The organism is Lutibacter litoralis, from assembly GCF_014646675.1.
GTDB lineage: Bacteria > Bacteroidota > Bacteroidia > Flavobacteriales > Flavobacteriaceae > Lutibacter > Lutibacter litoralis.
In genome coordinates, this window is sequence record NZ_BMNS01000004.1 from 218,837 (window position 1) to 244,746 (window position 25,910).

The following is a 25,910-nucleotide window of genomic DNA, read 5'->3' on the forward strand; positions in this document are numbered from 1 at the left end:
TAAAAAAGGAAATCTATAAAAATTTTACCCCTTTTTGATTAAATATTCCACCTTTGAATGCATTAAAAAAATTTTATTTAGTTTTTAATAAATACATTTGTGACTATGCTTAAACTATTTACAGATAACTTTATAGCATTTCAATTTGATCATAAAATCTTTCTCCATAATGAATAATAAAAAAAATCACACCATTAAATCGAAAATTTTAACGGTGTATTTATTATTAAATAGTTTATATTGTATTGGACAAGAACACTCCAATTTTATTCATATAGAGCCAACGCATAATAAAAAATCACTTTACATAAATAGTATTGTTCAAGATTATTACGGGTATATTTGGTTAGGTCATTCTTCTGGATTTGTAAAATATGATGGTTACAATTATTATTATACAGGTGTAAATGAACTATTTAAAGAATTAGGAAATGATGACTATATTAAAAGTATTTATAAAGATTTTAAAAATAATATCTGGATTAATAGTAGAAACGGACGTGTAACTGTTTGTGATACTCTAGGTAATTTTAATGAATTAGACCTTTTAAAAAAGAAGAAAATTCAACTCATAACTGGCAACAAGAATTCTATTCTTTTAGCCACCAAACAAGGAGAAATATTCACCTATAATTATAGTAGTGGTGAGCTAAAAGAACTCACTAAGATACCAAATATTACAAGCAATGTATCCGAAATTTTAAATATTGTAATAACAGATGCCAACGAATTATTTATAAGTACAAATACTGGTAAAATCTTTCATTATTCGCAAAAAAACAATGAATTAGAAACCCTAGAAAGTTCATTTTCAGATTTACTTGGAGAAATAAGAATTACCAAAGATTTAAGCAATAAACTATGGATTGGAACAGAGTCTAATGGTTTATTTGTTTATGATATAAATTCTAAAAAGCTTGTTAGAGACATACTCTATAAAGCCCCTTTTTACAATATTAAAAAGGAAATGTTTATTACATTATTTTGCGACAATAAAGGTTATATTTGGGCTGGAACCGATGGTGGTGGCTTATATAGAGTTAATTCTAAGGAAGGCACAATACAACTATACACACATCAAGATACCAATAAATTTTCTTTAGGTAGTAATACAATTATAGCAGTTTATGAAGATACACATGAAAATATTTGGGTTGCTTCTAATTATGGTCAATTAAACATTTTACCAGAAGTTAATAGTGAAATTAAATATTATGATGGTTCTGATACTAATACACCATCTAGAATTCTATCAATTTATAAAACTAAAAAAGGTACTTTATGGGCTGGTACAGACGGAAAGGGTATTACAAAAATTTCATCAAATAAAGATGGAACAGTTTCTAAAAACCAATACTTTTTAGCTGATAAATTTAAAAAAGGCTTTTATATACAGTCCATTACTGAAGACAATAAAGAAAATATTTGGTTTGGAACATATAAAAATAGCTTATGGCACTACAATTCTAAAAACAATTCTTTTAAAAATATTGAAATTAAAAATTCGTTAGCTCAAAAAGCTACAGATGTAAGAACTGTCTATACCGATTCTAAAGAACGGATTTGGGTGGCTTCAAACGTATCGCTCAACCTATATTCTAGTGCTCAAAAATTACTTGCTAGTTTTGAAAATAATACAAAAGGGCTAAAAGGTTTTGTTGTAGAAAGCATTATAGAAGATGCAAATGGTACAATTTGGATTGGATCTTATAAAGGTGGACTTTTTAAGTTTGAAGAAAATGCAGAAAACCTTTCAAATTCTAAATTTACTTATGTAAGCTATTTTGACGAAGCTACTTACTCTAATGATATTTTAGGATTTAGGTCTATAGAATTGGATAATTTAGGATTCTTATGGTTAGTAAATTCACATGGAAAACTTTTTAAATTCGATCCAAATACCCATAAATATCATTCATTTCAAAATAATACAGCTCTAAAAGATTTTGATATAAAATCAGTTTTGGTTGAAAATGCTTCTAATCTTTGGATGAGTTCTTCAGATGGAATTTTACACTTTAACTTAAAAGATTCTTTAATAACTAATTTTCAAGTAATAGATGGTTTACAAGATAATATGTTTTTAGCCAGGAGTTCTTTTAAAGATAGCAAAGGGACATTGTATTTTGGAGGAGTAAATGGTCTAAATAGCTTTAAACCAGAAGAAATCACTAAAAAAGAATTGAATCCTAAACTATATATTAATTCAATAGAAATCTTAAATCAGCCAGCAATATCTCTAATTCCTGAACAAATAAGTTCGAGTATAGAACACTTAAAAAAAATAACTTTAGAGTCCAATCAATCTTCATTTTCATTTCGTTTTTCAGCATTTGACAATGTTTTAAATACAAATTACCATTATGCCTATCGCTTATTAGGTTTTAATGATGCGTGGATTCCAATAAAAAAAGAAAGACTTGCAACTTATACAAATATACCTTCTGGTAACTATACATTTGAAGTAAAGGCAGGCTCAAAAAATGGTACTTGGGATATTCCTTCCAAAAAAATAGCAATAGAAATTGCACAACCAATTTGGAATACCTCCTTTGCTTATTTTGTGTATCTATTAATATTAACCGGCCTAGGATTTATAATTAAAAATTGGTACAATTTAAAAAAGAAAATAATCTCAGATAAAATAAGCTTCAACAAAGCAAAAGAATTGCATACCTTAAAAATGAATTTTTTCGCAAAAATGTCTCACGAAATTCAAACACCATTAACACTAATTTTAGGTCCCATAGATAATATGATATTGCGAGCGGAAGAAAATGGTAATTTATTGCTAAAACAACGATTGCTTATTATCGCTAACAATGTTAAACGTTTGTCTAGAATTGTTTTCGAACTTACCACTGTTCGAAATAAAGAGTTAGAAAATATTAAGCTTCTAGTAACAAAAAATAATTTATGTGAAGAACTTAATACTATTGCACTTTCATTTAAAGAACAAGCTAGGTTTAAAAATATAGACTTTAGCGTAAATTGTCCTCAAAACCTTTCTGAAGTTTGGTATGATAAGGATAAAATAGAACATATTATATATAACCTGTTATCAAATGCGTTTAAATTTACACCAAAAGAAGGAAACATTCAACTAATTGCAGTTCCAATAAATAACAAAAATTCCGTTAAAATATATGTTTCAGATTCTGGCCCAGGTATTGAGGAGGAAGAGTTGAATGATATATTTACACTTTTTTACCAATCTAAAATAGGAATTCAATCCAAAGGTTCAGGTATCGGTTTAGCGTTAACAAAAGAGCTTATAGAAGTGCATAGAGGAAAAATTGAAGTAACTTCAAATAGCATTGAAGGAACAACTTTTATTATTACTTTTCCTATTACAGAAGAAGCCTATTTACAAGAGGAGCGCATAGTAACAGAAGAAATTAACACCACTATTAAGCAAGAAAAGGATTTAAAACCTACTATTAGTTTAAGTTTAAAACATGATAAAACAATATTAATTGTTGAAGATAACTTAGAACTACAAATCTTATTGAAAGATTTACTATCAGAGAAATACAATATCATTTTAGCTGAAAATGGCAAAGAAGGTTATGAAGCTGCAAAAAATAACTGTCCAGATATTATTTTAAGTGATATTATGATGCCTGAAGTAGATGGTATTGAGATGTGTAAAATGCTTCAAAAAAATCAACTAACAAAACATATTCCAATTGTTTTATTAACTGCCAAAAACTCTATCAAATCCAAAATAATAGGCTTAGAGTCTGGAGCCATAGAGTTTATTAATAAACCATTTAATACAAACGAGTTACTTCTTAAAATTAATAATATTATTGTTTCTACAGAACACATTATTTCAAATCTCAAAAAAGAAATAATTAGCAGTCCAGATATTAATGTAAATAAATCTAATGATGACTTATTTCTTGAAAACTTAATAACAGCAATTAATTCAAAAATTGAAGATCCTAACTTTAGGGTAGAAGATTTATCTGAAGCTCTGAACATGAGTTATTCTGTACTTTACCGCAAATGTCAAGCTTTAACGGGCGAAGGCTTGGTCGAATTAGTGCGTATATTACGCTTAAAAAAAGCTGCCGTTGTAATTGCAAAATATGGATACAGCATTTCAGAGGCTGCATATGTTTCTGGATTTAACGATCCTAAATACTTTTCTAAATGCTTTAAAAAACAGTTCGGAAAAACACCTAATACATTTAAAAAAGAAGCCATACAAATTGGCTCAGATAAATACCTGAAAAAATATAAGTTAGATGTTAGTGTCATAAAAAAATAATTTAATTACTATTTATGACATATGACGAAAAATCTCAATCAATTAAATGTAACTCTCCAAAAGAAGTAGGTGTGTGAAAATTTGGTGTTTCTGTGTTCGGGTTTACCCAAGAAATCCAAGTTGGCTCAAAAGATAAATCTTCTTGCTGATTGAATTTAGCTCTAAAAATCCCTGTTTCAATTTTGTTATTTTTTATTAAATTAAACTCTTTTAAAGAAGCAAGAGTTATTTGTCCTTCAACAATAAAATAGTCTTTTTCTTTGTGAGATTTTACTAAAATATCTTTTTGTGGCCAGTTCCAATCAAAATTAAATTTTTTGTTTGGATAGGCTATAAAATCCATAATTCTAGGTGTTGGATCAATTTCTAAACAATAATAAGGATTCAATTCAGCATCGGTTCTAAAAAACAGTTCTACTCTGTCTGAATTTCCAATACTATCAACTGTATCATCTGTTTTGTCGATATGCACTTCGCTATCAAATACTTTAAAACAAAAAAACAAATGCGTATTATTCCAAAGCGATTTAAACTCAATTCTTTTTATAGGTTCATCGTCCCAAGCAGAAATAAAATCTGTTAAAGCTTCAGCCGAATTCCACTTTAAGTCATCACATTTTCCTGATATAGCTATTGTATTATTTCCAATAGATTTTACTTTGTATTTTTTCATTTTATATGTATTCTTTTTAACCAGCTCTCAGCCAATTTAGGCCAAACTTCTGCTGCTCTATTTCCTTTTCTTAATCCGTAACCGTGACCTCCTTCATCCAAAAAATGCAGTTCTACAGTTACTTCTGCTTCCTTTAATGCCTTAGTCATTACCAAACTACTATTCCCATAAACATCATCTACAGTTCCAAAAATAAACATTGGAGGTATCTTTTTACTAATCTCAAGTTCAGGTGTTATCGAATTATTTTCTCCTTGATCTAAATAAGCTGGATAAATTAATAGTGTAAAATTTGGGCGACAAGAAACAGCATCAATCTCATCAACTTTTGTATATGTTTCTTTATTAAATAAAGTACTTACTCTGGCGCACAAACTTCCTCCAGCCGAAAAGCCAAGTACACCTATTTTATTTTTATTTAGATTATACTTTGCAGAAGTATTCCTAACAATTCTAATTGTTCTTTTTAAATCGTTTAAAGCTTCTAATTCTTTATTTGGCACGCTATATTTTAACAAAAAAACGGTATATCCCAATTTTGTTAACCATTGTGCAACTTCAGTTCCTTCTAAATCAATTGCTAAAATACTATATCCACCTCCTGGACATACAATTATCCCAACATTATTTCCTTTAATTGTAGGCTTATACACTGTAAATGAAGGATACTTTATTTCAATTATTTTAGTAATTAATCCTACTTTTTCTTTGGTTTGAATAGATCTTTCTAAATCTTCATCTGTTTTTGGAACACCGTTAGGCCATATATATTTTATTCCGTTAGTATCTGAAAAGGTTGACATCATGATTAAAATAGTAAAATGTATTTAATGCTTACAAACTTCATTATTCTTTTATAATATGAACTTGCTTTTCGTTCTCACTTTCTTCAATAAGTACAACTTCTCCTTGCACCAATGTACTGTTCACTTTATAAAAATGATTTGCAGGACTTGAAGAGTTATGCACTACTAAAATAGTATATTTTTTACCGTCAATTTCTAAGCTAACTGCTTCAACATCTTCATCGGTTAACAAAACGTCTCTACGAGAATAAACTGGTATTTTTTTAGACTTTAAATTTGTTAATTCAGGAAAATATAATAAGTTAATAAATGAAGTAAACCCAACTGCTTCCTTAAACAATTCTGCGCGTCTGTTTTCAACTTTTAAATTATATTCTGGAGAACGCCATTCATCTGTTAATTTTAATTCTACACTTTTAATTGGTTGAATTCTTAAATTATTATCTGAAAATGTAGTTTCAATTCCTGCATTTAAAATTTCAACATTTTTATCTGGAAAATTAAAATATTGCGAATAAGTATGCTTTTCTTTAGCCGAAAAACTATCGAATAACAACCATACATTTGGTTTAATATATAGCATTCTTCTTTTTAGTTTAACTGGATCTTCTAATCTTTGGTAGGCAGTGTTGATAGCTTCTCCGTAATCAAATAAAGTTGTTGACTTAATAAAATCACCCTCTGCTCTTGCTTCAAATTTATTTGTCCAAGAATCTTGATAAACCGTATTTGGTAAATTATCTACTCCTAAAGTATTATGACTCGTATTACTTTTAAAATATTCGCGCCATTTATTATTAACATATGAATAACGTCCGCCATCAATTAAATAATCTCTATTATTGGCATACAATGTGAAATGTAAAATATTATCGTGACCGTGACCGCAACCTAATTTTTTCAAGTGTAAACTGCTGTATGTGGCATCTTGCTCCCAAGAAGTTCTCATATAAAAACCTCCTGAACTTTCTTGATAAACCGACAAAAAAGAAGGGTTTTTAACTTCTAAATTATTATACGCTTTAATTTGTTTTGAGTTAACCAAAAATTGCGTTTCATAACCTACTGTTATATAGGCCCTTGACTTTAACACAGGGTCTTTAAAAATTAATGCCGCTAACGTTAATAAACCTCGTAAATCTGTATCGTCGCTATCTCCAAGAACTGGTTGATGAAAATTTGGTTTTTGCCATTTTACATTGGCATAAGCCATATCTTTTGTTTTTTGAACTATTATTTCTGGTAATTCAATATTATTTCGCTGTGCCAGTAAATTCACATTTAAATAACAATGAAAAACTTCATTATGATACATTGGCGACTGCTCCCACTGACTTCCATCTTCTAATATTTGAAGTTTAATACACGTTTCTAAATTATCAATTGCGTTCTGTTGCCAGTTTTTAGCTAACTTAAATTCTGATAAAAATTGAGACAAATTAAACAAGCCATGAAATTCTAACACTCCCCAATTACTAGTTTTTGAAAAATTAGTAAATGTGCTGTTTATATAAATTCCGTGTTGATATAATGAATTCAAAAATTTTGCTAAAAATTCTGGTGTTATGTGTTTTGAATTTTTAATAAGTTCAAACGACTTTATCCAATTTTCACATCGTATTCCAGCTTCAATTCTTCTCCAAGAATATTTTTTTAAATCGTCTTGTAGTGGATTATTATCAATCCAATGCGTTACTTGCTCTACAAAACCCTTTGCATATTTTTCTTTTCCAGTAAAATAATATGCTTTTCCTAAATCTATCCAATACCGGTGTCTATTTAACATAAAACACCATTCTTCATCACCATTTGGAATTGCCTTCCAATCTATTTCCTTATTAAATTGATGGGGAATATTGGTTTTTTCCATATCCCACTCATATCTAAACAAAAAATAATTATTTAAAACTTGATTTGCCGAATTAATGGTATTTTCAATTTTATCTTTATGATTTTCTTTGAATAAAGCAATGTTCTCTATTTCTTGTATATAACTATTTTCCTTTATTCTGTAAATATTTAATAACTCTTTTAATGCTGCTGCTTGAAAATTATTTTTATATTTTTCATTTACAGAAGGTACTTGTTCCAAGTCTAAAATTTTAAATATTGAGTTGTCATTAACTTGTGAAAAAGTATTGAAAATAATTAGAAAATTACAGATGAAAACAAACAGTTTTAATTTCATTTTTTAAATTTTAATGTATCTAGAAATACGTTATTTTTAAGGCTGTTTTATTCGTGTAAATATAGTTTAATTGAACTAAATTCTGGGAGAAATTGACTATTAAATGGCTTTCAAAACTGTCATAATTCACACTTTTCAATTTATTCTACAAACACTTTTTTAGAAATACTAGTTCCTTCTTTTGTTCCGATTTTTAAAAAATAAATTCCCTTTTTTAAATTTGAGACATTAACCGTTTGATTATTTTGCTGCGTTAAAACCAACCTTCCCATAACATCAAATAATTTAATATTTTGTATTTCAATAGTTGAATCTAAAATATTTATGTAGAAAAAATCTCTCGTCGGATTTGGATACACAACAACCGCTGCATCTTTAGTTATTTTTTCTAAAAAAACTCCTTCACAGGCCATCGCTGTTTTTACTTCTAATACATCTCCTGGTTCAATGGTTACTAAAAAAGAAGGTACTCTTGTCTCAAGCAATTCCAAACCATTAACTACCACTTTAAAAGGCGCAGTTCCTTTTACTATATTTATTAAAACCTCATTTGTAGTAATTTCGGACTTTAATTCTAGTTTAACAGCCTCGTCTATTTGAATAGTGTAACACTGTTTAAAATCGTTTGAATTAACAGAAATACAAACACTATACTTTCCAGGTTTTAGATCGTTTATTTGTAATCCAGTAGCTTTTGTAAATGGATAATTTTGTTCAGAAACCTTTGTTCCGTTAACAGTTGTTCCACTAATTGTTGCTGTATAGTTTAGTTCTGTTTGTGCATTAATGGTAATTATTCCGTTATTTTTATCGGTACAGGTTTCTCTGGTTGTTTTTATTTCAAAAATAGGGCTTAAGACACTACTAACAACCTTAAACAACTCAATATCAACAGGTAAACCATCTTTAGCTTCTATTATTAGGGTAGTTTCATCTGTTCCTCTTGTTAAGTTTACTATGCCATTAGTATTATTTAAATTCCAAATTCCGTTTAGCACTAAAGTAGCTGTTGTAATTTGGCTCTCACCATTATTGGTCTCAAAGCTTAAATCTGGATTTACTAAAGTTATATCTAGGTCATTTTCAACTTCAGAAATCATAACCAAACAAGGTGCATTATTACTTTTAATTGGAGTTGAATTTGTATAAGAACCTGCTTCAAAAAAAGAATAACCAACCATATTTTTATAACTAACAATATGCGCTGTTTTATTTTTCTGAACTACTTTATAAAAAGCAGTTTCTTCAGTTTCCATAGCAGCCGAAAAAGCTACCATTTCTAAAGCATTAGTTTCAGGAATTATAACATATTCGTAAGTTGCATCTCTTGGTTTTTTTCCGTGATCTATAAATGCTGATGCAAAATTACCGTTTGTAAACGAGCCATTTCCATTTTCATTTGGAGAAATCTGACTTTTTCTATCTATAGTAATTGCATTGCCAATTTTTACGTAATAACCCGTATTTACGGCATCAATTAACCAGTTATTTATAACTATATCTGTTTTATTTGTATATGGAAATGTTGCAGTTTCACTATTATTAATTACTATTGGAGTACTGGTAGTATCTAAATAATTTTGAAATAAATTAGTTACTGTTATATGCGAAGTATTGTTATTACTGATATTGCTTCCCAAGCATATTAATTTTCCATCGAAACAAAAAACAGATTTTTTAAATTTAAAACTTTCTGTATGTGTTGAAGAAATAGCTTTTTGGGTAAAATCCATTCCAAAAACTCCATAATTTCCTTCTAAGTTTGAATTTATATAATATTTATCTTTTGTTCCAAAGCGTAAACTTGCCGCAAAATTAGAATTGGTAGTTTCATCTTGTCTACTATTTGCTGCTTCTAAATCGTTCCTAGGTAAAAGTATGGTTGTTGCCCCTGGCACTTTATTCCAATCCCATCCATTGCGATTAAATCCAGAATTTGAATATCCATTTGTATATAAAATTTCTATAGCTCCATAACTTTGGTAACGCCCAAACCTATTGTCTGATGTATAAATTTCAGTTCCCCAAAAATATTTGTTAAAACCTTTAATATCTGCTACCCAATCACTTTGCCTATACGCCCCTAAATTTGCATAATTTACTTGCCAAAACCCATTTGGAGCTGTTTCTGCAGCATAGGCCTTTGTAGTTGAATCGCCCCCAGAAATATAATTATAAGCTCCTAGTAATTGCGCATTTTCTGGATTTGCCAAGCCCAAATTTTTTAGACTTTTTTCAATCGAAATTCCTGCAAAAGGACTTCTTCCTGATAAAGAATTTGGAAGATCGCTATTAGACATTATAACTCTGGCTAATAGTAGCGTGTTTTTAAATAATTCTTTTTTTTCTGGTGAAATTCCATAAACACCACCTGATATTAATTTTACAACTTCAGAAAGTGTATTATAAGCTCCAAAAGTATAGAGCGGATAATATGTATTATGATGAAAACCTGTAAAATCAATTTTTAACCCTTCACCTTCTTTAGAATACGCAGTTAACCAATTTTGAATATATAAAGTATAACCTTTTAAATACTGCACTTTTTCTTCATCTGAATTTTTATAAAGACAAGCTCCCAATATGGAAAGTGATCTTGTTAAAGCATCATCTAGATTACTGTCGTGCGCCGTTGGATGCCAAATAATATCTGCGGCAGTATACCATTCAACCATTTTCTGAGCTTCACTCCATAAACCAGCAGTTTCTAATTCCGACTTCATTAAATGTACAGCTTTTGAAATATTTCTAAATCGATATCCAATATGGTGTATGGTTTCAACCAAACTGCCTTCTGCATATCCTTGATCTAACAAATAACGAATTGAATTTAAAAAATACGTTAAACTTGCAGCTGTTCCATTGTGTTTATAATCGCTTGCCAAGGTATGCAGATAATCGTCTACAGCAGCGCAACTCTCGGCATTACTATAATCTGTACCATAAATGGGCTTTCCTGTTACAATTCCATCAGCATAATTAATAGCTAAATTGTTATATTTATTTACAGCATTAGCAACATTACTGCTACTTGGCGCATTGCCTAAAATTAACGCATCGTATTGTTGTTTTACGGTATTAAAATCTGATATTTCTTGAGAAGTTGGTGCAGTTGCGCTTACTGTTTTAGACAAAGATTGAAAGTACATAATATCACTCCAATGTTTATCATTATCTAAATTTATAAATGGCAACTGATAATCTGGAGATCTATACGTATTTCTCGCCATTGTATAATCAATACAATCAAAATAAAAAGTTCCACTTCCTTTTGTTGGTGCTTTAATTTTTATTGTTGTAATATTTGTTGAAGATTTATTTCCATACATTTCAAATTTATAACTTGCTGAGGCCGCTCTCCAACCGGTAAAATTGGTTTGAAAATTATAATGAAATTGCAATTTGCCATTGGAATCGTAAAATTCTATAACTAAAGGTTGATCAGTTATTTTTGATGTATTATAAACCCACATTCTGAACATATTTTCAAAATAGCCTAAAACTTCAGAAGGAACTAGCCCATTACTTTGTAAATTGGAAACTATTAATACAGCATTTGCATTCCAATCCCATTTTAATGACTGATTTCCTAATTTATAATGTACAGAGGAAGTACTCAAACTCCCTGTAGAAGTTTTCCAATTTGAAGGAACAGTAGCTGTTTCAAAAGATTGATCCTGTGAAAAACCTTGAAATTGCACAAAAATAATTAATAGTAGTCTCGTGAAAATTATTTTTACAGTTACAAGTTTCATTGATTTCTGTGTTTAGTTTTTAGCAACAAATACAAACACAAAGGAACTATCCAATTTGAACCTCTTTCAATAAAATCCCAGATAGGTTCCCCTGAAATAGGTCTAATTAATGCTGTTGAAAGCGCCCAAATAATTGCCCAAATAACTATAGGTTTATAAGGTTTAAACAAAATACTAACTGCAACAATAACATCAATTATTCCAATTGCAAACATTAATTTAAAAGCTACTTCTGTTGTAAATCCAAAATATTTTAAATAGGGTAACCACCCTGCCTTACCAAATAAAGCAAAAATTCCGTGTCCAAAAAAAGTAAGAAACACTCCAACTCTTAACAACCATTCTAGTTGTTTTAACATCTTAATCTCTAACACTTTTTGCACTTCACTTAAAAATTAACTTTCTGGATATATAATTAAATCTTTATACTTGTTTTCTTTAAACCAAGGATCGTTTGCGTGTTTTAATAAATCTCCTAGTTTTGTTAATAAGTCTTTCGAAACTTCTGGTCTTTCAGAAAGCGGTATTTTAGTTAATTGATACGGGTCATTTATGTTATCATATAAAAATGTATCAACAAGTTTTGTACCTTTCTTTTTATCCCACTGCTTTTTATTTTCTACTAAACTTAATGTGTATTCGTGTGTAAGAATTCCCCGAGAATTACCTAACATTAACAATACAGCCTTTGGTTTTGAAACATTTGTTGTAGTTGGATCAAAAACTAATTCTGATAAATTAGTTCCTTGTACTTCAGTAGGAATTTTATTTGTTAAACCTGCAAGTCCCAATGTAGTTGGTAAAATGTCTGGTGCACTTAAAAGTACATCTGTTATTCCCCCAGCTTTTAATCCTTTTGGCCAATGCACAATAAAAGGTATTGCCATAGCTTCCATTTCCATTACATTTTTACCTTCTAAACTGTGACTTCCTAACATTTCTCCGTGGTCTGAAAAGAAAACCACAATAGTATTATCTAATGTCCCTGTTTTTTCAAGTTCATTAATCACTTTTCCTATATATTTATCAACACTAGTAACCGCACCAAAGTAATTTCTTGCATAATCTGCAACTTCTAAATCTGCATTTTCTCTAACTACTAATGTTCTATCTATTTTAGGGAATTTATCAATATCGTAATGTTCTCGTACCATTTCCATATCGGTATCTTCGTCTCCCCAAGGATTGTGTGGTGGGTTTAAAGACCAAATCATAAAAAATGGTTTATTTAAATCTCTAACATTGTTTTTATTTTGTAAATACGAAATAATTTTTTCAGCTTCATTTTTAGGCGAATATACTTTTGGCAAATGCAATTCTCCATCTTTCTTCCCTTCAATAGTATTTGGGTCGTTAGAATATATATGAGGATTGAAATGCTCATCTTTAAGAGCTTGGTAAAAATATTCGATATTATGCCTAGCTTTCCCTGGCGGCACATACGTATCGTATTTATTAACAAAATGCCCTCCTGGTTCTTCTGTAGTTCCGATATAATTACCGTTTTCATCGAATAATGGTTCTGTTTTTAACCAATGAAATTTTCCAAAATAAGAAGTATTGTAACCTGCTTCAAAGAATAAATCTGTTAACATTGGAATATCATCATCTAAACTATCATCTCTTCCTTCTCTACAATTATTCCAAATTCCGTTTTGTTCTGGATACATACCAGACATCATCATTCCTCTAAATGGACTACATAAAGGATAATTACTAGTGGCATTCGTAAAAACAACTCCATTTTCTGCTAATTTATCAATATTTGGAGTAGTTACTGGATCTGATTTACCTATTACATGCTCTTTATACTTACTACCTGACCAATAACCTGCACTATAACGTCTTAATTGATCTGGAAAAATCATTAACACATTTGGTTTTTCTGAAACATTTTCTTGAACTTTAGCTACTTCTTTAAAACTTTTTGTAGTACAGCTTATTGTTATAATTGAAAGTATAAAAAAAAGACCTTTAAGTAATTTCATAAGATTCATTTTAATTATTGATTGTTATTATATTACTTTTTATTAAATTCTGAAATCCATTTAGGAAGTTTCCCCAATCTCAATTTTAGTTGTTCTTCAAACAACGATTTTGGTTGAACTGGAGTTCCTAAACTTTCTACAATTTGAACATCTTCCTTTTTAAAAGTTGTTCCTGTACCATGAAAACCGACAACAATTGGTGGTACCATTTTCCAATACCATGTTTTAGTAGACCAAAATTCAAAATCGGTTTCAGCTACATCAGTTTCGTTATAATTCCACAAGACTAAATAACGTCCGTGATTAGGTAAATTAAAGCGTGCACCTCCAGCTCTTCCTAAAAAGAAACCACCTTCTACATTATCAAATAATGTACAACGTGGTTGTGATGCGTGTGATTCATATGAGGTATGTGCTGGATGTTTTGATCTCCAAATAACAGTTCCCGTAGTACTTCCACCACCAACTCCATAAGTATGATGCATTCCTGCAATATCATTTACATTGGCAATTAATATTCCTGTAGAACCTCCAGCTGCATGAATTGCACTGTGTCCAATTTTTCCTTCAATAGTAATGCTTAAAGCTGTTGAAGCTGCTGATTGTGAAAAAGCAACTGCATTTGAAACATTTACAAATTTACAATCTTTCACCCAAGAATCTACTAGTCTAGACATTTTTAATATACTCCAGCCACCATCATCTTGTGCTGAACGGTGATGTATAAATTCCTTTGTCCAATTACCCTCAAAAGTTATATTTTCAAATCCTATACCTTTAGAATGCGCAAAACTAAAGATTTCCCAATTATGATTTTTCTGAACATCATAATGAATTGGTTCTACAAAAGTAACTGTATTTCCATTTACTGAAGCTACCTGATGACGTTCGTTTACAACCACTCCTTTATTTAAAATTGAAGTCCAAGCTGGATCTGGAATTAAAGGTTGCAAATCATATTCAATTAAATCTTTACTATTATTTTTTACGTGTAAAATTACCCAATCTCCTTTTTTTATTTTTGAAGCATCTGAAACTTCAATACTAAATGTTTCTCTTTTTGCATCTGCAACAACATTCGTTAGTTTTACATCTCTACCATTAGCAACGGTTTGTAGCATAAATGGTACTGTCCATAATTTAGTAGGATCTTTTGCAGGTAAATCTTTATCAAAAAATAAGATTGTTCCATTTTCTCCTACTCCTTCACCTCTAAAAACAATATTAGAACCTTTTATTTGAATCGGCGTTAATGGGTCATTTCCAGTAAAAAAATAATACTTTCCTCTTGGAAAGTAAATAATTCCTTCTCCATTTTTATTAGCAGCAGCAATAGCATTTATTAGAGCCTCTTTGTCTGAAATTGTATCATTAGGCTGTGCTCCAAAATTAGTAACATCAAATATTTTATAATTTACAGTTGGAATTTCAACTTCACTGTATTTATAACCTGCGTAAGAAAAATCAGGCAATATTGCTTCTGTCCCATTTTTTTTTGCTTCTTTAAAATTTTTCCAAACGGCACTTTGTTGTGCGTTACAATTTAAAAATGAAAATACAATTACCGTAAAAATAAAATTAGGGAACTTCATAAAGTACTATTTTTTGTTATAATCTTGGTATCTTAGTAACGCTTCTACATAATAATAATCTGCGTAATTTAATGGCACATCAATTTCATTATTATGAGGAATACTACCAACGCTATGTTTTAGAATAAAATTATGATTTTCACCTAAATTTGCCATATATGCTGGAGAAGCTAACGACTTTAATATTTTATCGGTTGCAGCTTCATATTTTCCATTTGTATAACCATTCAGCTCAATTAAGGCTGAAACCGTAACTGCTGCTGCAGAAGCATCTCGAGGCTCATTTGGAATATTTGGAGCATTGTAATCCCAATATGGAATTCCGTCTTCTGGAGTTCCTTCATAATTGATAATAAAATCTGCAATTTTTTGAGCTTGTGCTAAAAATTCTTCATTTTTTGTATAACGGTAACAAAGTGTGTATCCGTAAATTCCCCAAGCTTGACCTCTTGCCCAAGAACTTTCATGCGCATAACCTTGCGCCGTTTGCTTGCTTCTAACTTCCCCTGTTTCTGGATCGTAATCTACTACGTGAAAAGAACTATTGTCTGCTCTAAAATGATTTTTCATTGTAGTTTCTGCATGTGCAATTGCTGCATCTTTATATTTTGGGTTACCCGTTATTATTGAAGCTTCAAAAAGCAGTTCTAAGTTTAACATATTATCAATAATTACTGGAAACTTCCAACCTCTTTTAGATTGCCACCCTTTATCTACATCCCAACTAATAATGCTTCCAACAGTAGGGTTAAATCTTGAAAGTAACGAATCTGCGGCGGTTATTAATACTTCTTTAAAATCGTTATTCTTAGTAATTCTATAACCATTACCATAAGAACAATTAAAAACAAATCCTAAATCGTGGTATGATGTATAATTTTTATGACTTTCAAATTTTGCTTGAAATTTTTCTGCGGCAACTTTCCATTTTTCATCCTTTGTAGTTTCGTATAAGTACCAACAAGTACCTGGAAAAAATCCTTCGGTCCAGTCAAAACCTTCTCTTGTCCAATGCATCTCATTTTCTTTAGTTACAGTTCGTGGAATTCTATTTGCTTCATTTGCGGTTTCAAGAAGTAATGAAAGTTGCTTTTCTGCGAATTCTAATTCCGGCTCTGGAAATTTGATTTCTGTTTTTGGTGTTGTAGTACAACTTAAACTAAGTAACATAACTGTAAACAGGACAATGGTAGTTTTTAATAATCTCATCTTTAATAATTAATTTATTACCTAAAAGGTTTTATTTTTTTCTAAATTCTTCTATTATATTTGAATGCAATTTCCAAAAACATTTTAATACACACAGGTGTATTTTAGTTCTTAAAAAGGGGACATAGGGTTCAAATTACATATTTAATATCTTATAAAATTTCTTAAACTAGTCATTCTGAACTCAATTCTTAATTTTATTACATTTAAAATCAATTTTTATTGAAACCAAAATCTATTTAAAGGTTAATAAAAGTTTCTCTTTCTAGACAATCTCTTATAACTTAATTTAGATTAAAATATAGACTTACAACTGCGTGATCTTTAAATTGAAAATTTTTAAATGATTATTAACTGTTCTTATTCCAAAGTACCCATTTACATAAGGATTACTATCCTGAAAATAAAAAACTACTTTATTATTACGCAAATATTTTATTTCAGAATTGTTTGCAATTAATGTAATATGAATTGTTTTATTTGGAACTATCATATACTCTTTAGCACTTAAATCGTGTTCTGGTAAAAGAGGACGATTTATATTGCCGTTGTAGCGTCTAAAACGAGTTTTTATATTATTATGTCCGCCGTAACCAACATAATATTGATGTAAAGTATGGTAATTTTTAAAATTACCTCCTCGTTGCTTTGAGTTTTTAAAGAAATCTTTTGGATGATTTGGATCGGAAGCCATCCAAAAGCAGTTTAAATCAGAAACTCTATCGTATGGGCCACCTTCATCTATTACACGTACATCGTATTCAATTTTTATTGGTCCCTTTAAGTTATGTTTAAACCAAACCGTACAACCTTTTGCATCAGTAATCTCCATGGTGTTAGAACTAAAATCGACCTTGCCACCAGGCTGTTGTTCTACCTCCCAATGCTCTTGAACAAGCATTGAACTATTGTAAATTACTTTTGAAGTATTACAAGAAAGTAAACTTAAAATTACTAAAACTATAAAACCTGTATTTTTAAACTTCATATTAATACGGTTTATCAAATAATTCTGTGGAAGTTATATTACTCATGCTTGGCAAAATTAATTTTCTTAAAAAAATAATGTCGTCTGTCGATTTGCACCATTGGTACAAATATTCTCTAAACTTATCTAGTGTTTTTATATGTTTTTTTGATGTTGCTAAATTCACTAATTCAAAAGGATCATTTTTTAAATCGAATAATTGTTCTCTGTTTTTACCCCAATTATACAATATGTATTTATAACGATTTCCAATTACAGCTCTTCCCATAGTTCCAAAAGCATATTTTCCATCGAATTTGGTTTCTACAACTACGTAATCTCTATTTAAATTTTCAGTTTCTCCTTCAAACAAAGGTTTTAAATTTTTTCCTAAAAGCTCTTTTGAATACGCAACATTTGCATATTCACAAATTGTTGGATATAAGTCTAAACCATTAGAAATAGGTACTTTTGAATATGAATTTTTCTTAATATTGCCTTTATAACTAACAATAAATGGCACTTTTATAGACTCTTGAATTAAAGCTGTTTTTTGATTCCATTGATGAGAGGCGTTTCCATCACCGTGATCACTGGTAAAAATAATAACTGTATTTTTTCTAAGATTTAAAGCGTCTATTGCATTTAATATTTTGCCAATTTCCGCATCTACCTTTTCAACTAATTGATAATAAGCATATCTATAATGTCTCCAATCTTCTTCAGTATAATTTTCTGTTGGGTATGTTTTTTTGCTTGCTTTTTGTTCAATTTTCAATACTTCGGGAAAATCGTGTGACTGTTTAAAGTTTTTTGGAAGTTGTGGTGTTTTATCTAAGCTTACTTTAGGAATATTGCCGTAAGGTAAAGGTTCATCTCTTGCCCATTCACATATATTATGCGGGTTATCGAATGAAACCGTTAAAAAAAATGGTTTTTCTGAATGCTGTTTAGATTTTAAATAAGCAATGCTCTTTTCTGCCAAACCAACATCTCCCATTGGTGCAATCATTTCAAAACCATTGCCTGCCACCATACTAGCTTGGTGCGCATGCCATTTTCCGCCGTAAGCGGTATCGTAACCTGCTTGTCTTAAAACAGTACCTAAAAGATTATTTTTATCTTCTTGTTGTAATACGTTTTCACCTTTTTCATTAGATTTTATACCTAAATTATGAGGCATCTTACCAGTAAACATGCTAGATCGTGATGGTGTACATAACGGAAATGTTACATACGTATTTTGAAAAAGCATACCGCCTTTAGCTAACTTATCTAAATGTGGTGTACTTACATCTTTATTACCCAAAATACTCAATGCCTCAGCTTGATGCTGGTCGGTCATTATCAACACTATATTAGGTCTGTTTTCTTGAGAATATGCAATAAACGTATTACCTAAAAAGAGCCCTGACACTAAAAATAGAACAAAATAATATTGTATTTTCATGTGTAATTTAATTTTTAGTCAATTTAATTTCATTAGAAAAACCGTGTCTACATTCTAAAGTTAATACTGTATTTCCTTCAAAATAGCGAACAGATTTTATAGATGAATTTGCCGCTAAGATCCATTTTCCCTCTAATAAAACAGTCAAATCAACTGGATAGCTATAACCTCTTTTTGTTTTATCTTCATCTTCTTTGAAGTTCAAATCTGGTTGTACCGCACTTAAAGTAATTCCTGTTTCAGATTCTTTTATCATTAAAAGAGAAGGTTGTGAAACAGCTTTTAATACACCTGAATTTAATTCACTATCAGTTTCAAAAATTACATAGCCCGTTGTATTGGTTTTAATATCTTTTACAATATGAGCAGTTGTATCGGCTCTTAGAATTTTATAAGAAGTATCTTTTTTAATAGTTTTATTAAATGATTTTACACCTACTTTATCTAAAAATGGATAAATAACATATTGGTAAGAAGCATTTTTTGGAGCAATACCGTGTGACAGCCAAGAAGCTGCATAATTGCCCTCTGTTACCGTTACTCCTTTACCTTTTGGGTTCATTTTTCCAGTATTTATCGAATACTTATTGTGATAAGATTCTTGGACTTTTTTTCTAATTTCAACAGTAGTTGGCGATAAAATATGATATCCGTTTTGAAGTGCATCTATTACCCATTTTTTTGAAACATCGGTTGTTGGAATACTTGCTTCAAAAGGAAATTTGGCACCTTTTTTAGAAACTGATGAAAAAACAGGCATTGACTTATCTTCTAAATAATTTTGAAATAAATTAGTTTCTACTGGATTTATAGTATCAATACTTGAAATACCAGTTCCAATACAAATTAATTTTTCGCCAAATGAAAAAACAGATTTTTTAGCTTTCAGCTTCCCTGGAAATCCATTATTTTGAATATTTCCTTCAGCGTTGGAACCTTTACCTTCGTTTAATTTCATTCCAAAAACACCATTTTCACCTAATTGTACTGCACCTGCAAAAGTTTCACTAGACCTAAACATAATTAATGGTGTGTCTGGTTCTAATTCTTTTAATGGTAAGTATATAATTGTTGCTCCAGGATAGCGATTCCAATCCCAACCATCTTGTCTAAATCCACTTGCTTTTTCTCCTTTCTTATTTAATAATTGTACCGTACCGTTTGCTGGATATCTTCCATACCGGTTAGAAGCTACATATATTTCTGAAGCCCATACATATTTACTATATCCTTTAATTAAGGCTGCCCAATTATCCCTTCTATTAATTGAAGTTGCAGCATACGGCAATACATGATAACCAGGTAAAGTTTCTTTAGTAATACCATGCATTCCTTTAAACAAAGCAGTGTTTAACTTGTCTTTAGCTCCCCAGATTCTTAAATATGCTGCAGCAACTTCGGTATCTATTGCTGAAGTATTTTCTGGATTTCCTGCATTGGCCATGTCTAGAAATTGACTTTTTAAAGATTTTATAGAGTTATTTTCTAAGGGATGTCTTCCTGCATTTCCAAATCCATAATCTATTAATTGACTATATAAACGTGTAGTTAAAAATGCTTTTTTGAAATTTTCATGTCCTGCTGCCTGAATTCTAAATTGTGTTCCAGATAAGGTATAAATAACTGATGGAATATTTTGAAATGCACCCATACCATACGCTGGATAATGTCCACCGTGATGCCACGATGTTCCATCAACTTTAAAAACACCAATTCCATTATCTTGCGCCAAGGTTATTGAAATATATTTTGAATATGCGGCTAATAAAGCTGCTTTATTTTCATCATTATCACTCATAAAAATGAGCATTAAATGATAGAAAGATTGCGTATTAAAATAATCTATATTTGCATGAAACTCCTCTTCGTTACCTAAAACTTTTCCTAAGTTGAAGATCCATTTTAAACTATTTCCTACTTCATTTAAAATCCCTGCTCTTTGTAATGGTTCTTTCATTATATAAAAAGCATCGGTAAGTTCTCTAACATTATAACCAATATGATGTCTTGTACCACCAGAAGCCCCAGCTTGCCAACCTTGATCTAAAAAATATTTTGAAGCCTTTACAAACATAGTTGCAATTTCAGTTTTATGGACTTTGTTACTTTCAAGATAATAGCCTGCAAGTTTTTTTAATACTTTTCCAAAATTTTGAATTTCTATAAAGTTATTTTTATTTTTATCTTTTTCATCAAAATAAACTTGTTCAATTTTAAAAACTAATGGAGGTCCTAAAACTGTTTCTTGTTCCTCTAATTTTAATTTAGCAAATTCAATTTTTGCTTTTGCTAAATTATCTTTTACCTTATTACTTTTAATAAATTGGGTGTTTATTCTATTTTCGATAATTTTTAAATCGTTTATCTCTACATCTGAAACTGGTTTTGCTTCAATTTGTTGTACGCGCTTTAAGTCTCTAATTAAAGGCATCCAATGGTCTGCACCAATTACCAAATCTCTTTTAATAAAAGGCACTAACATATCTGGATATGAATGTCTATCGTCTTGAAATTGAGAAAAAACAATATCATCAATAAATAATTTTCCTTTGCTATTTTCTGAATCACTACTTACTTTAAAGGCGTCATAATCAACAGGTTGATTCTTTTTTGGTGGATTTCCATTCATTTCATAAAACGGTACCCAGATGGTACGCCATCCTGTAAAATTTAAATAAATATTGAACCAAACTTGCTCAACACCTTCTTTTTCATAAGAAATTTTAATAACCTCTTCTTGTGAACTTTCATTGTATAAAGACATTATTAAAATTGGACTGTTTGGAAAATGTGTTCCATACCTTAATGGACTATCCGCTTCGCTTAAATTTTTAAAATTTGATGTTTTAAAATAACTTTTTCCAGACCATTCCCATTGAAGTGAAGCATCTCCAAAGTACTTATGTTTTGTACTAATTGACAAGCTACTTTCTGGATTGGTAGTAAATTTTACCAATGACTTTTCAGATTCAAAAGATTCTTTTACAACTGCTTTTGTGTTGTTCTGTGAAAATACTTGTGTGCTAATTAGTATAACAAATACTACACCAATTTTTTTGATATTATGAAGTGATAAAAACATTGTATTATTTATTAAATTGAAAATTTAGTGTTGTTGTATTGTTCAATTTAGAACTTACCCCTTTTTTTGTTTGAAGCATATTTAAATCTGGATCTCCAACATTTATAGTGTATAATCCTTCTTTTAAAGTTTTAGGCTCAAAAACGTTGCCATTAATTCTAATTGTAAACTCAATTTCTTTAGTTTTTTCATTCACAACTTGTACAACCGCATTTTTAAGTCCGTTTACTTTTATAGTTGGTAATGCATTTTTATAATTGGTAGCAAAATTATCTAATTGGTTAATTGTAATAGGCCAACCTGGGTACTGTTCGCTCACCCCTAATGCTTGTTTACTTCCTCTTGGCCAACATTCTATGGTAATATCTCTACTTTCTTTATACAGTTTTACGATTCCATAACCTGCAGCTCTATCATATAATTTTTCTGGTTTCTTACCTGTGTATAATGGGTTTGAAATTGCTTTTACCGTAAATTTATTACCAAAACCATCTTTAAAATCGCCTGTGTATTTGGGCTCTCCTACTACTCTATTAGTACCAGCATCTTGCGGGTACCATCTTCTTGGCCAATAATTAGAAATTGAAGGCACACAAAAAGCATAACCACCATCTTGCCAATTATCTACTCCGTATTTAATAGTACTTCCTAAATGCTGATCTCCAGCTAAATGAAATGTAAATGCTTTACGTATAATTTTAATAGCATTATTTCTACCAGTTTGCGGCCAACCATTAGAATCCATATCTGCCACTGGCTGATCATCTGGCGGATAATCGCCTGCTCTCATAATTCTTAAAGTTGGTACAACAACATCAGACAGTGCTTCTTTTGGTAAGGTAGCTACATTTGCAAAAATGGTTTGAGATAATAAAGTTTTCATTTGTGCACCGTGACTCCAATCGGATGCCCAATTATCTAAAAACAATAATTGCCTATCGCCTAATAATTTTAGACCAGCTACATCTGCATCCGTTACCATATTAAAATCTCTATTCTGAGGCCAACCATTATCCACTTTGGCATCTGGAAGATTTTCTTTTGGAGCAGATTTAAACTTTCTATCTTCTAAAATTGCAAAACTAATTTCACCATAATTCATTGAAGTATAATATACACCAATGCCTTGTTTTACAGGAGTTGGATCGTAAGGGTCTGGCAAATGACTTGTTTGTGTGCGCTCTACCATGTTTACCCATTCTGGAGCCATTCTATAACCTCCACTATCTTGAATATCTTTTCTATGTCCAGAACTTATTGGTGTAGGCCTTCCAGATTCACCCCAAATATTACCGTGATACACATCGTGATCATCGGTTATACAAATTGTAGGTCTATTTTTTAAAATATCGCGGTATGCCCAACCAAACATATACCATTTTCTTAAGTAATCTAGTTTTGAAGCTTCTAAAGGTTCTAATTGAATATAATAACCTCCAACCTCTTCATAAATTTGATCTCCAGAAAAAAATAGAATATCTGGATTGTGAAGTTTCACCTCTTCAAAAATATCGTTATTAGGAAATCCTAAATCGTTATTTCCAGTAAAACCTGCAACCTTAATTTCGTCTTGATCTATTGGATTTTTTCTTACAGTACCTTCCCAATAATACTCTTTACTTTTTTTATTTGCAACTTCTAAATTATAAACCAATCTATAATTATAATCTTTAGTATCGTCCCAATTTTCAATTCTAAAAGCAGCAGTTCGTGCCGATTTATCAATATCTTCCTCTAAAATAGTTTCCCACTTATTATTTGTTGAAATTTGTAATTTCACTTTTTTTGTTGGGTGGTCTACGGGTGCCAATTGCGCTGTAAGTTTCAATATTTTTTTACTAAGCGTGTATTGAGAGAAAAGGATTGGACCAAAACTTTGTTCATCTTTAGTTACAATTTTTGTTCCTTTAAGAATCCAATCTTTAAACCATACAGATTTAGTATAATTTCTTTGATTTTTATTTTCTGTTTCAAAATTACTTACCAATACTAGATCACCTACTAAATTTTCTGTAGCTACATTATTTTTAGAGATATTTGCTAATATATTTTTTGTTCCTGTGTGAAATAAAGAAACATCTAATTTGTATGTGTTATTAAGCGGTGTAACTTTAATATTTAAATCTACACCTCCTTCAAGGGCAGCAATAATAGCTTCGTTCTTATTGTTTTTATTGGTTTCCCCAATGAATAAAGCACCGTTTGTACCAATACCAATATTAAGTCCTTTTCCAAAAACTGCATGATTTCTATAATCGTTAAATTCTCCTTGTGAACCAATACTAAATCCAACCCAATTATTTGAATTTAAAGTTTCTTGGGTATTTAGTAGACCTAAAGTTACTTGCATCTCTAAAGTACCTTCATGAGCGCCTAATTGTCTTGTTAAATGATGAATGTTTCTATTAGAATTACTTACTAAACATTCAATTCTATTTGAATCTACTTGCCAATCTTGCATTGGATTTGCCCAATATTCTGGTCCAATCCAAGTTCTTTGAGTTATTCCTTCAAAATTACTTTTAAATACTTCTGATTCTTTTTTTGTGGTACAGGAAATAAGACTAAAAAAAAGAAATACAAATAATATGCTTAGTTTAAAATTGGGTTTTCTGAAATAATTTTTCATTATGTTAGATTGATTTAGGCAAATAAACAACTTTAAATATAGTAGTTACAACAAAAATTACTGCGTTCTGCAATTCCCTCCTTTAAATTCCTGCCTTCAAGAAGGCAACAATATATTAAAATTATAGATTCCTAAAGGTTTGGATTTCTTAAACAGCTTTTTATGGATTTACGCAAACGGAAATATTATTTAATTTTAATTATATGCAAGGTTATTAAAAAAGACTATCTTGAAATTCGTAATTTTAAACCAATTTCCGAATGGGAAAACTTGCTTTAAAACAATGTTGTTTTTATTTTCAAGACAGTCTAATTTTACAAAAACTACTCGGTTACTTCAATAGTAAGCTCTGTAATTTTTTCTTGACTTCCATATATTGTAGTATTATTACCTACAAGTGTAACTGTGTACGTTCCAGGGCTTGAATACGTATATGTAAATGATTCTAATTGGTCTGAATATGTTTTTAAAGGAGTTCCTTTATCTGGTGCAACTTTAGTTAAGTTAATTGCATTTGTAATTAACCAATCTTCATTCACTATCCATTGTCCACCTTCTTTAACTTGGCCTCTCATTCTCCATAATCCGTTGTCACCTTTATCACCACTCCAATACCATTTATTTGCATTCCAACCACTTACAACCCCTTGAATATCAACCGGTTTAAATCCTGGACTACTCTCGTTTGCAACCAAAAGTGGAGCAGGAGCATCTTCTACTTCCATTTTAATATTTAAATCGTCTAAATACCATTCTGCAGGTCTTTCTCCTGTATTATCACAGAAATACTTAAATGCAAAATAAATGTTATTTCCATCAGCTAAATCTGTAATATCTACATTACCAGATTCTTGCAAATTAAAATCATAGAGTGTTGAAATATTAAATCTATCTGAAATTTCTGTCCAGTTTGCAGCATTTACACTTTCAATGGCTCCAGACCCATCATAATCTTTAGAGTACCAAACGGTTAATGTTCCTTTACTATTTGCTCCAAGCCCCCATTTTTGAGAATTTAAGAAAGACATTGTTACATTACCTTCTGCATTTGTTCTGTCTTTAAACTTATACTTGTGTCCAAAATCTCCTGCATAAAAATACAAGAAATTAGGAGCGTTTTCAACTTCAAACTCAACTTCTTCGCCCACTTTTACAGTTTTAGATGTAAGTTGAACTTTAAAGTCTGGTGCATCAACCTCTTCTTGATCATCACAACTTTGAAATGTGATTACTAAAAGCAATATGCTCATATATATATATAATACTTTTTTCATTTTGAAATATTTTAAAATTAG

At 30.2% G+C, this 25,910-nt stretch carries 14 protein-coding genes; 1 reads left to right on the plus strand and 13 read right to left on the minus strand.

Features of this window, described 5'->3' with window-relative positions; genetic code table 11:
• Nucleotides 1-169: 169 nt before the first annotated feature.
• On the plus strand, nucleotides 170-4,276 hold the full coding sequence (locus tag IEW75_RS07665) for a two-component regulator propeller domain-containing protein (protein ID WP_134248691.1): 4,107 nt from the start codon (nucleotides 170-172) through the stop codon (nucleotides 4,274-4,276).
• Nucleotides 4,277-4,310: 34 nt separating this feature from the next.
• Here IEW75_RS07665 and IEW75_RS07670 read toward each other — a convergent pair whose 3' ends face one another.
• The 13 genes from IEW75_RS07670 to IEW75_RS07730 all read right to left on the minus strand — a co-directional run bounded on the left by IEW75_RS07670 (nucleotide 4,311) and on the right by IEW75_RS07730 (nucleotide 25,889).
• Nucleotides 4,311-4,949, minus strand: a complete 639-nt coding sequence (locus IEW75_RS07670) for a sugar-binding protein (protein ID WP_134248690.1) — start codon at nucleotides 4,947-4,949, stop codon at nucleotides 4,311-4,313.
• Nucleotides 4,946-5,755 (minus strand): alpha/beta hydrolase, encoded by an 810-nt coding sequence (locus IEW75_RS07675; RefSeq protein ID WP_229714412.1) that lies wholly within the window; start codon nucleotides 5,753-5,755, stop codon nucleotides 4,946-4,948. Before IEW75_RS07675 ends, IEW75_RS07670 begins: the two co-directional genes overlap by 4 nt.
• 40 nt (nucleotides 5,756-5,795) lie before the next feature.
• A complete protein-coding gene (locus IEW75_RS07680) occupies nucleotides 5,796-7,943 on the minus strand; it encodes an alginate lyase family protein (RefSeq protein ID WP_262890335.1) in 2,148 nt (715 codons plus the stop codon).
• Between the two features lie 140 nt (nucleotides 7,944-8,083).
• Complete coding sequence (locus IEW75_RS07685; RefSeq protein WP_134248688.1) at nucleotides 8,084-11,698, minus strand: chondroitinase family polysaccharide lyase; 3,615 nt, start codon at nucleotides 11,696-11,698, stop codon at nucleotides 8,084-8,086.
• Nucleotides 11,695-12,057 carry a hypothetical protein gene (locus IEW75_RS07690; protein ID WP_134248687.1) on the minus strand — a complete coding sequence of 121 codons (363 nt, stop codon included), beginning with the start codon at nucleotides 12,055-12,057 and terminating at the stop codon, nucleotides 11,695-11,697. The genes IEW75_RS07685 and IEW75_RS07690 overlap by 4 nt, the downstream gene beginning before the upstream one ends.
• 36 nt (nucleotides 12,058-12,093) lie before the next feature.
• On the minus strand, nucleotides 12,094-13,686 hold the full coding sequence (locus tag IEW75_RS07695; RefSeq protein ID WP_134248686.1) for a sulfatase family protein: 1,593 nt from the start codon (nucleotides 13,684-13,686) through the stop codon (nucleotides 12,094-12,096).
• A gap of 32 nt (nucleotides 13,687-13,718) precedes the next feature.
• Entirely contained in the window at nucleotides 13,719-15,278 is a 1,560-nt protein-coding gene (locus tag IEW75_RS07700) for a DUF4955 domain-containing protein (protein WP_134248685.1), read from the minus strand.
• 6 nt (nucleotides 15,279-15,284) lie between these two features.
• A complete protein-coding gene (locus IEW75_RS07705; RefSeq protein ID WP_134248684.1) occupies nucleotides 15,285-16,487 on the minus strand; it encodes a glycoside hydrolase family 88 protein in 1,203 nt (400 codons plus the stop codon).
• Nucleotides 16,488-16,794: 307 nt separating this feature from the next.
• Nucleotides 16,795-17,475, minus strand: coding sequence for a DUF6250 domain-containing protein (locus IEW75_RS07710; RefSeq protein WP_134248683.1), 681 nt, complete (start codon nucleotides 17,473-17,475; stop codon nucleotides 16,795-16,797).
• A 1-nt stretch (nucleotide 17,476) separates the two neighbouring features.
• Nucleotides 17,477-18,904, minus strand: a complete 1,428-nt coding sequence (locus tag IEW75_RS07715) for a sulfatase family protein (protein ID WP_134248682.1) — start codon at nucleotides 18,902-18,904, stop codon at nucleotides 17,477-17,479.
• Between the two features lie 7 nt (nucleotides 18,905-18,911).
• Complete coding sequence (locus IEW75_RS07720; RefSeq protein ID WP_134248681.1) at nucleotides 18,912-21,986, minus strand: chondroitinase family polysaccharide lyase; 3,075 nt, start codon at nucleotides 21,984-21,986, stop codon at nucleotides 18,912-18,914.
• 4 nt (nucleotides 21,987-21,990) lie between these two features.
• Nucleotides 21,991-24,615 (minus strand): alkaline phosphatase D family protein, encoded by a 2,625-nt coding sequence (locus tag IEW75_RS07725; protein WP_134248680.1) that lies wholly within the window; start codon nucleotides 24,613-24,615, stop codon nucleotides 21,991-21,993.
• A 323-nt stretch (nucleotides 24,616-24,938) separates the two neighbouring features.
• Nucleotides 24,939-25,889, minus strand: a complete 951-nt coding sequence (locus IEW75_RS07730; RefSeq protein ID WP_134248679.1) for a DUF5017 domain-containing protein — start codon at nucleotides 25,887-25,889, stop codon at nucleotides 24,939-24,941.
• Nucleotides 25,890-25,910 lie beyond the last annotated feature (21 nt).

Coding starts and splice junctions, on each gene's coding strand:
- IEW75_RS07725 (WP_134248680.1), bottom strand. CDS start 24,615: ATGAAAAATTATTTCAGAAAACCCAATTTTAAACTAAGCATATTATTT.
- IEW75_RS07720 (WP_134248681.1), bottom strand. CDS start 21,986: ATGTTTTTATCACTTCATAATATCAAAAAAATTGGTGTAGTATTTGTT.
- IEW75_RS07730 (WP_134248679.1), bottom strand. CDS start 25,889: ATGAAAAAAGTATTATATATATATATGAGCATATTGCTTTTAGTAATC.
- IEW75_RS07680 (WP_262890335.1), bottom strand. CDS start 7,943: ATGAAATTAAAACTGTTTGTTTTCATCTGTAATTTTCTAATTATTTTC.
- IEW75_RS07665 (WP_134248691.1), top strand. CDS start 170: ATGAATAATAAAAAAAATCACACCATTAAATCGAAAATTTTAACGGTG.
- IEW75_RS07705 (WP_134248684.1), bottom strand. CDS start 16,487: ATGAGATTATTAAAAACTACCATTGTCCTGTTTACAGTTATGTTACTT.
- IEW75_RS07675 (WP_229714412.1), bottom strand. CDS start 5,755: ATGATGTCAACCTTTTCAGATACTAACGGAATAAAATATATATGGCCT.
- IEW75_RS07700 (WP_134248685.1), bottom strand. CDS start 15,278: ATGAAGTTCCCTAATTTTATTTTTACGGTAATTGTATTTTCATTTTTA.
- IEW75_RS07695 (WP_134248686.1), bottom strand. CDS start 13,686: ATGAAATTACTTAAAGGTCTTTTTTTTATACTTTCAATTATAACAATA.
- IEW75_RS07685 (WP_134248688.1), bottom strand. CDS start 11,698: ATGAAACTTGTAACTGTAAAAATAATTTTCACGAGACTACTATTAATT.
- IEW75_RS07715 (WP_134248682.1), bottom strand. CDS start 18,904: ATGAAAATACAATATTATTTTGTTCTATTTTTAGTGTCAGGGCTCTTT.
- IEW75_RS07670 (WP_134248690.1), bottom strand. CDS start 4,949: ATGAAAAAATACAAAGTAAAATCTATTGGAAATAATACAATAGCTATA.
- IEW75_RS07690 (WP_134248687.1), bottom strand. CDS start 12,057: ATGTTAAAACAACTAGAATGGTTGTTAAGAGTTGGAGTGTTTCTTACT.
- IEW75_RS07710 (WP_134248683.1), bottom strand. CDS start 17,475: ATGAAGTTTAAAAATACAGGTTTTATAGTTTTAGTAATTTTAAGTTTA.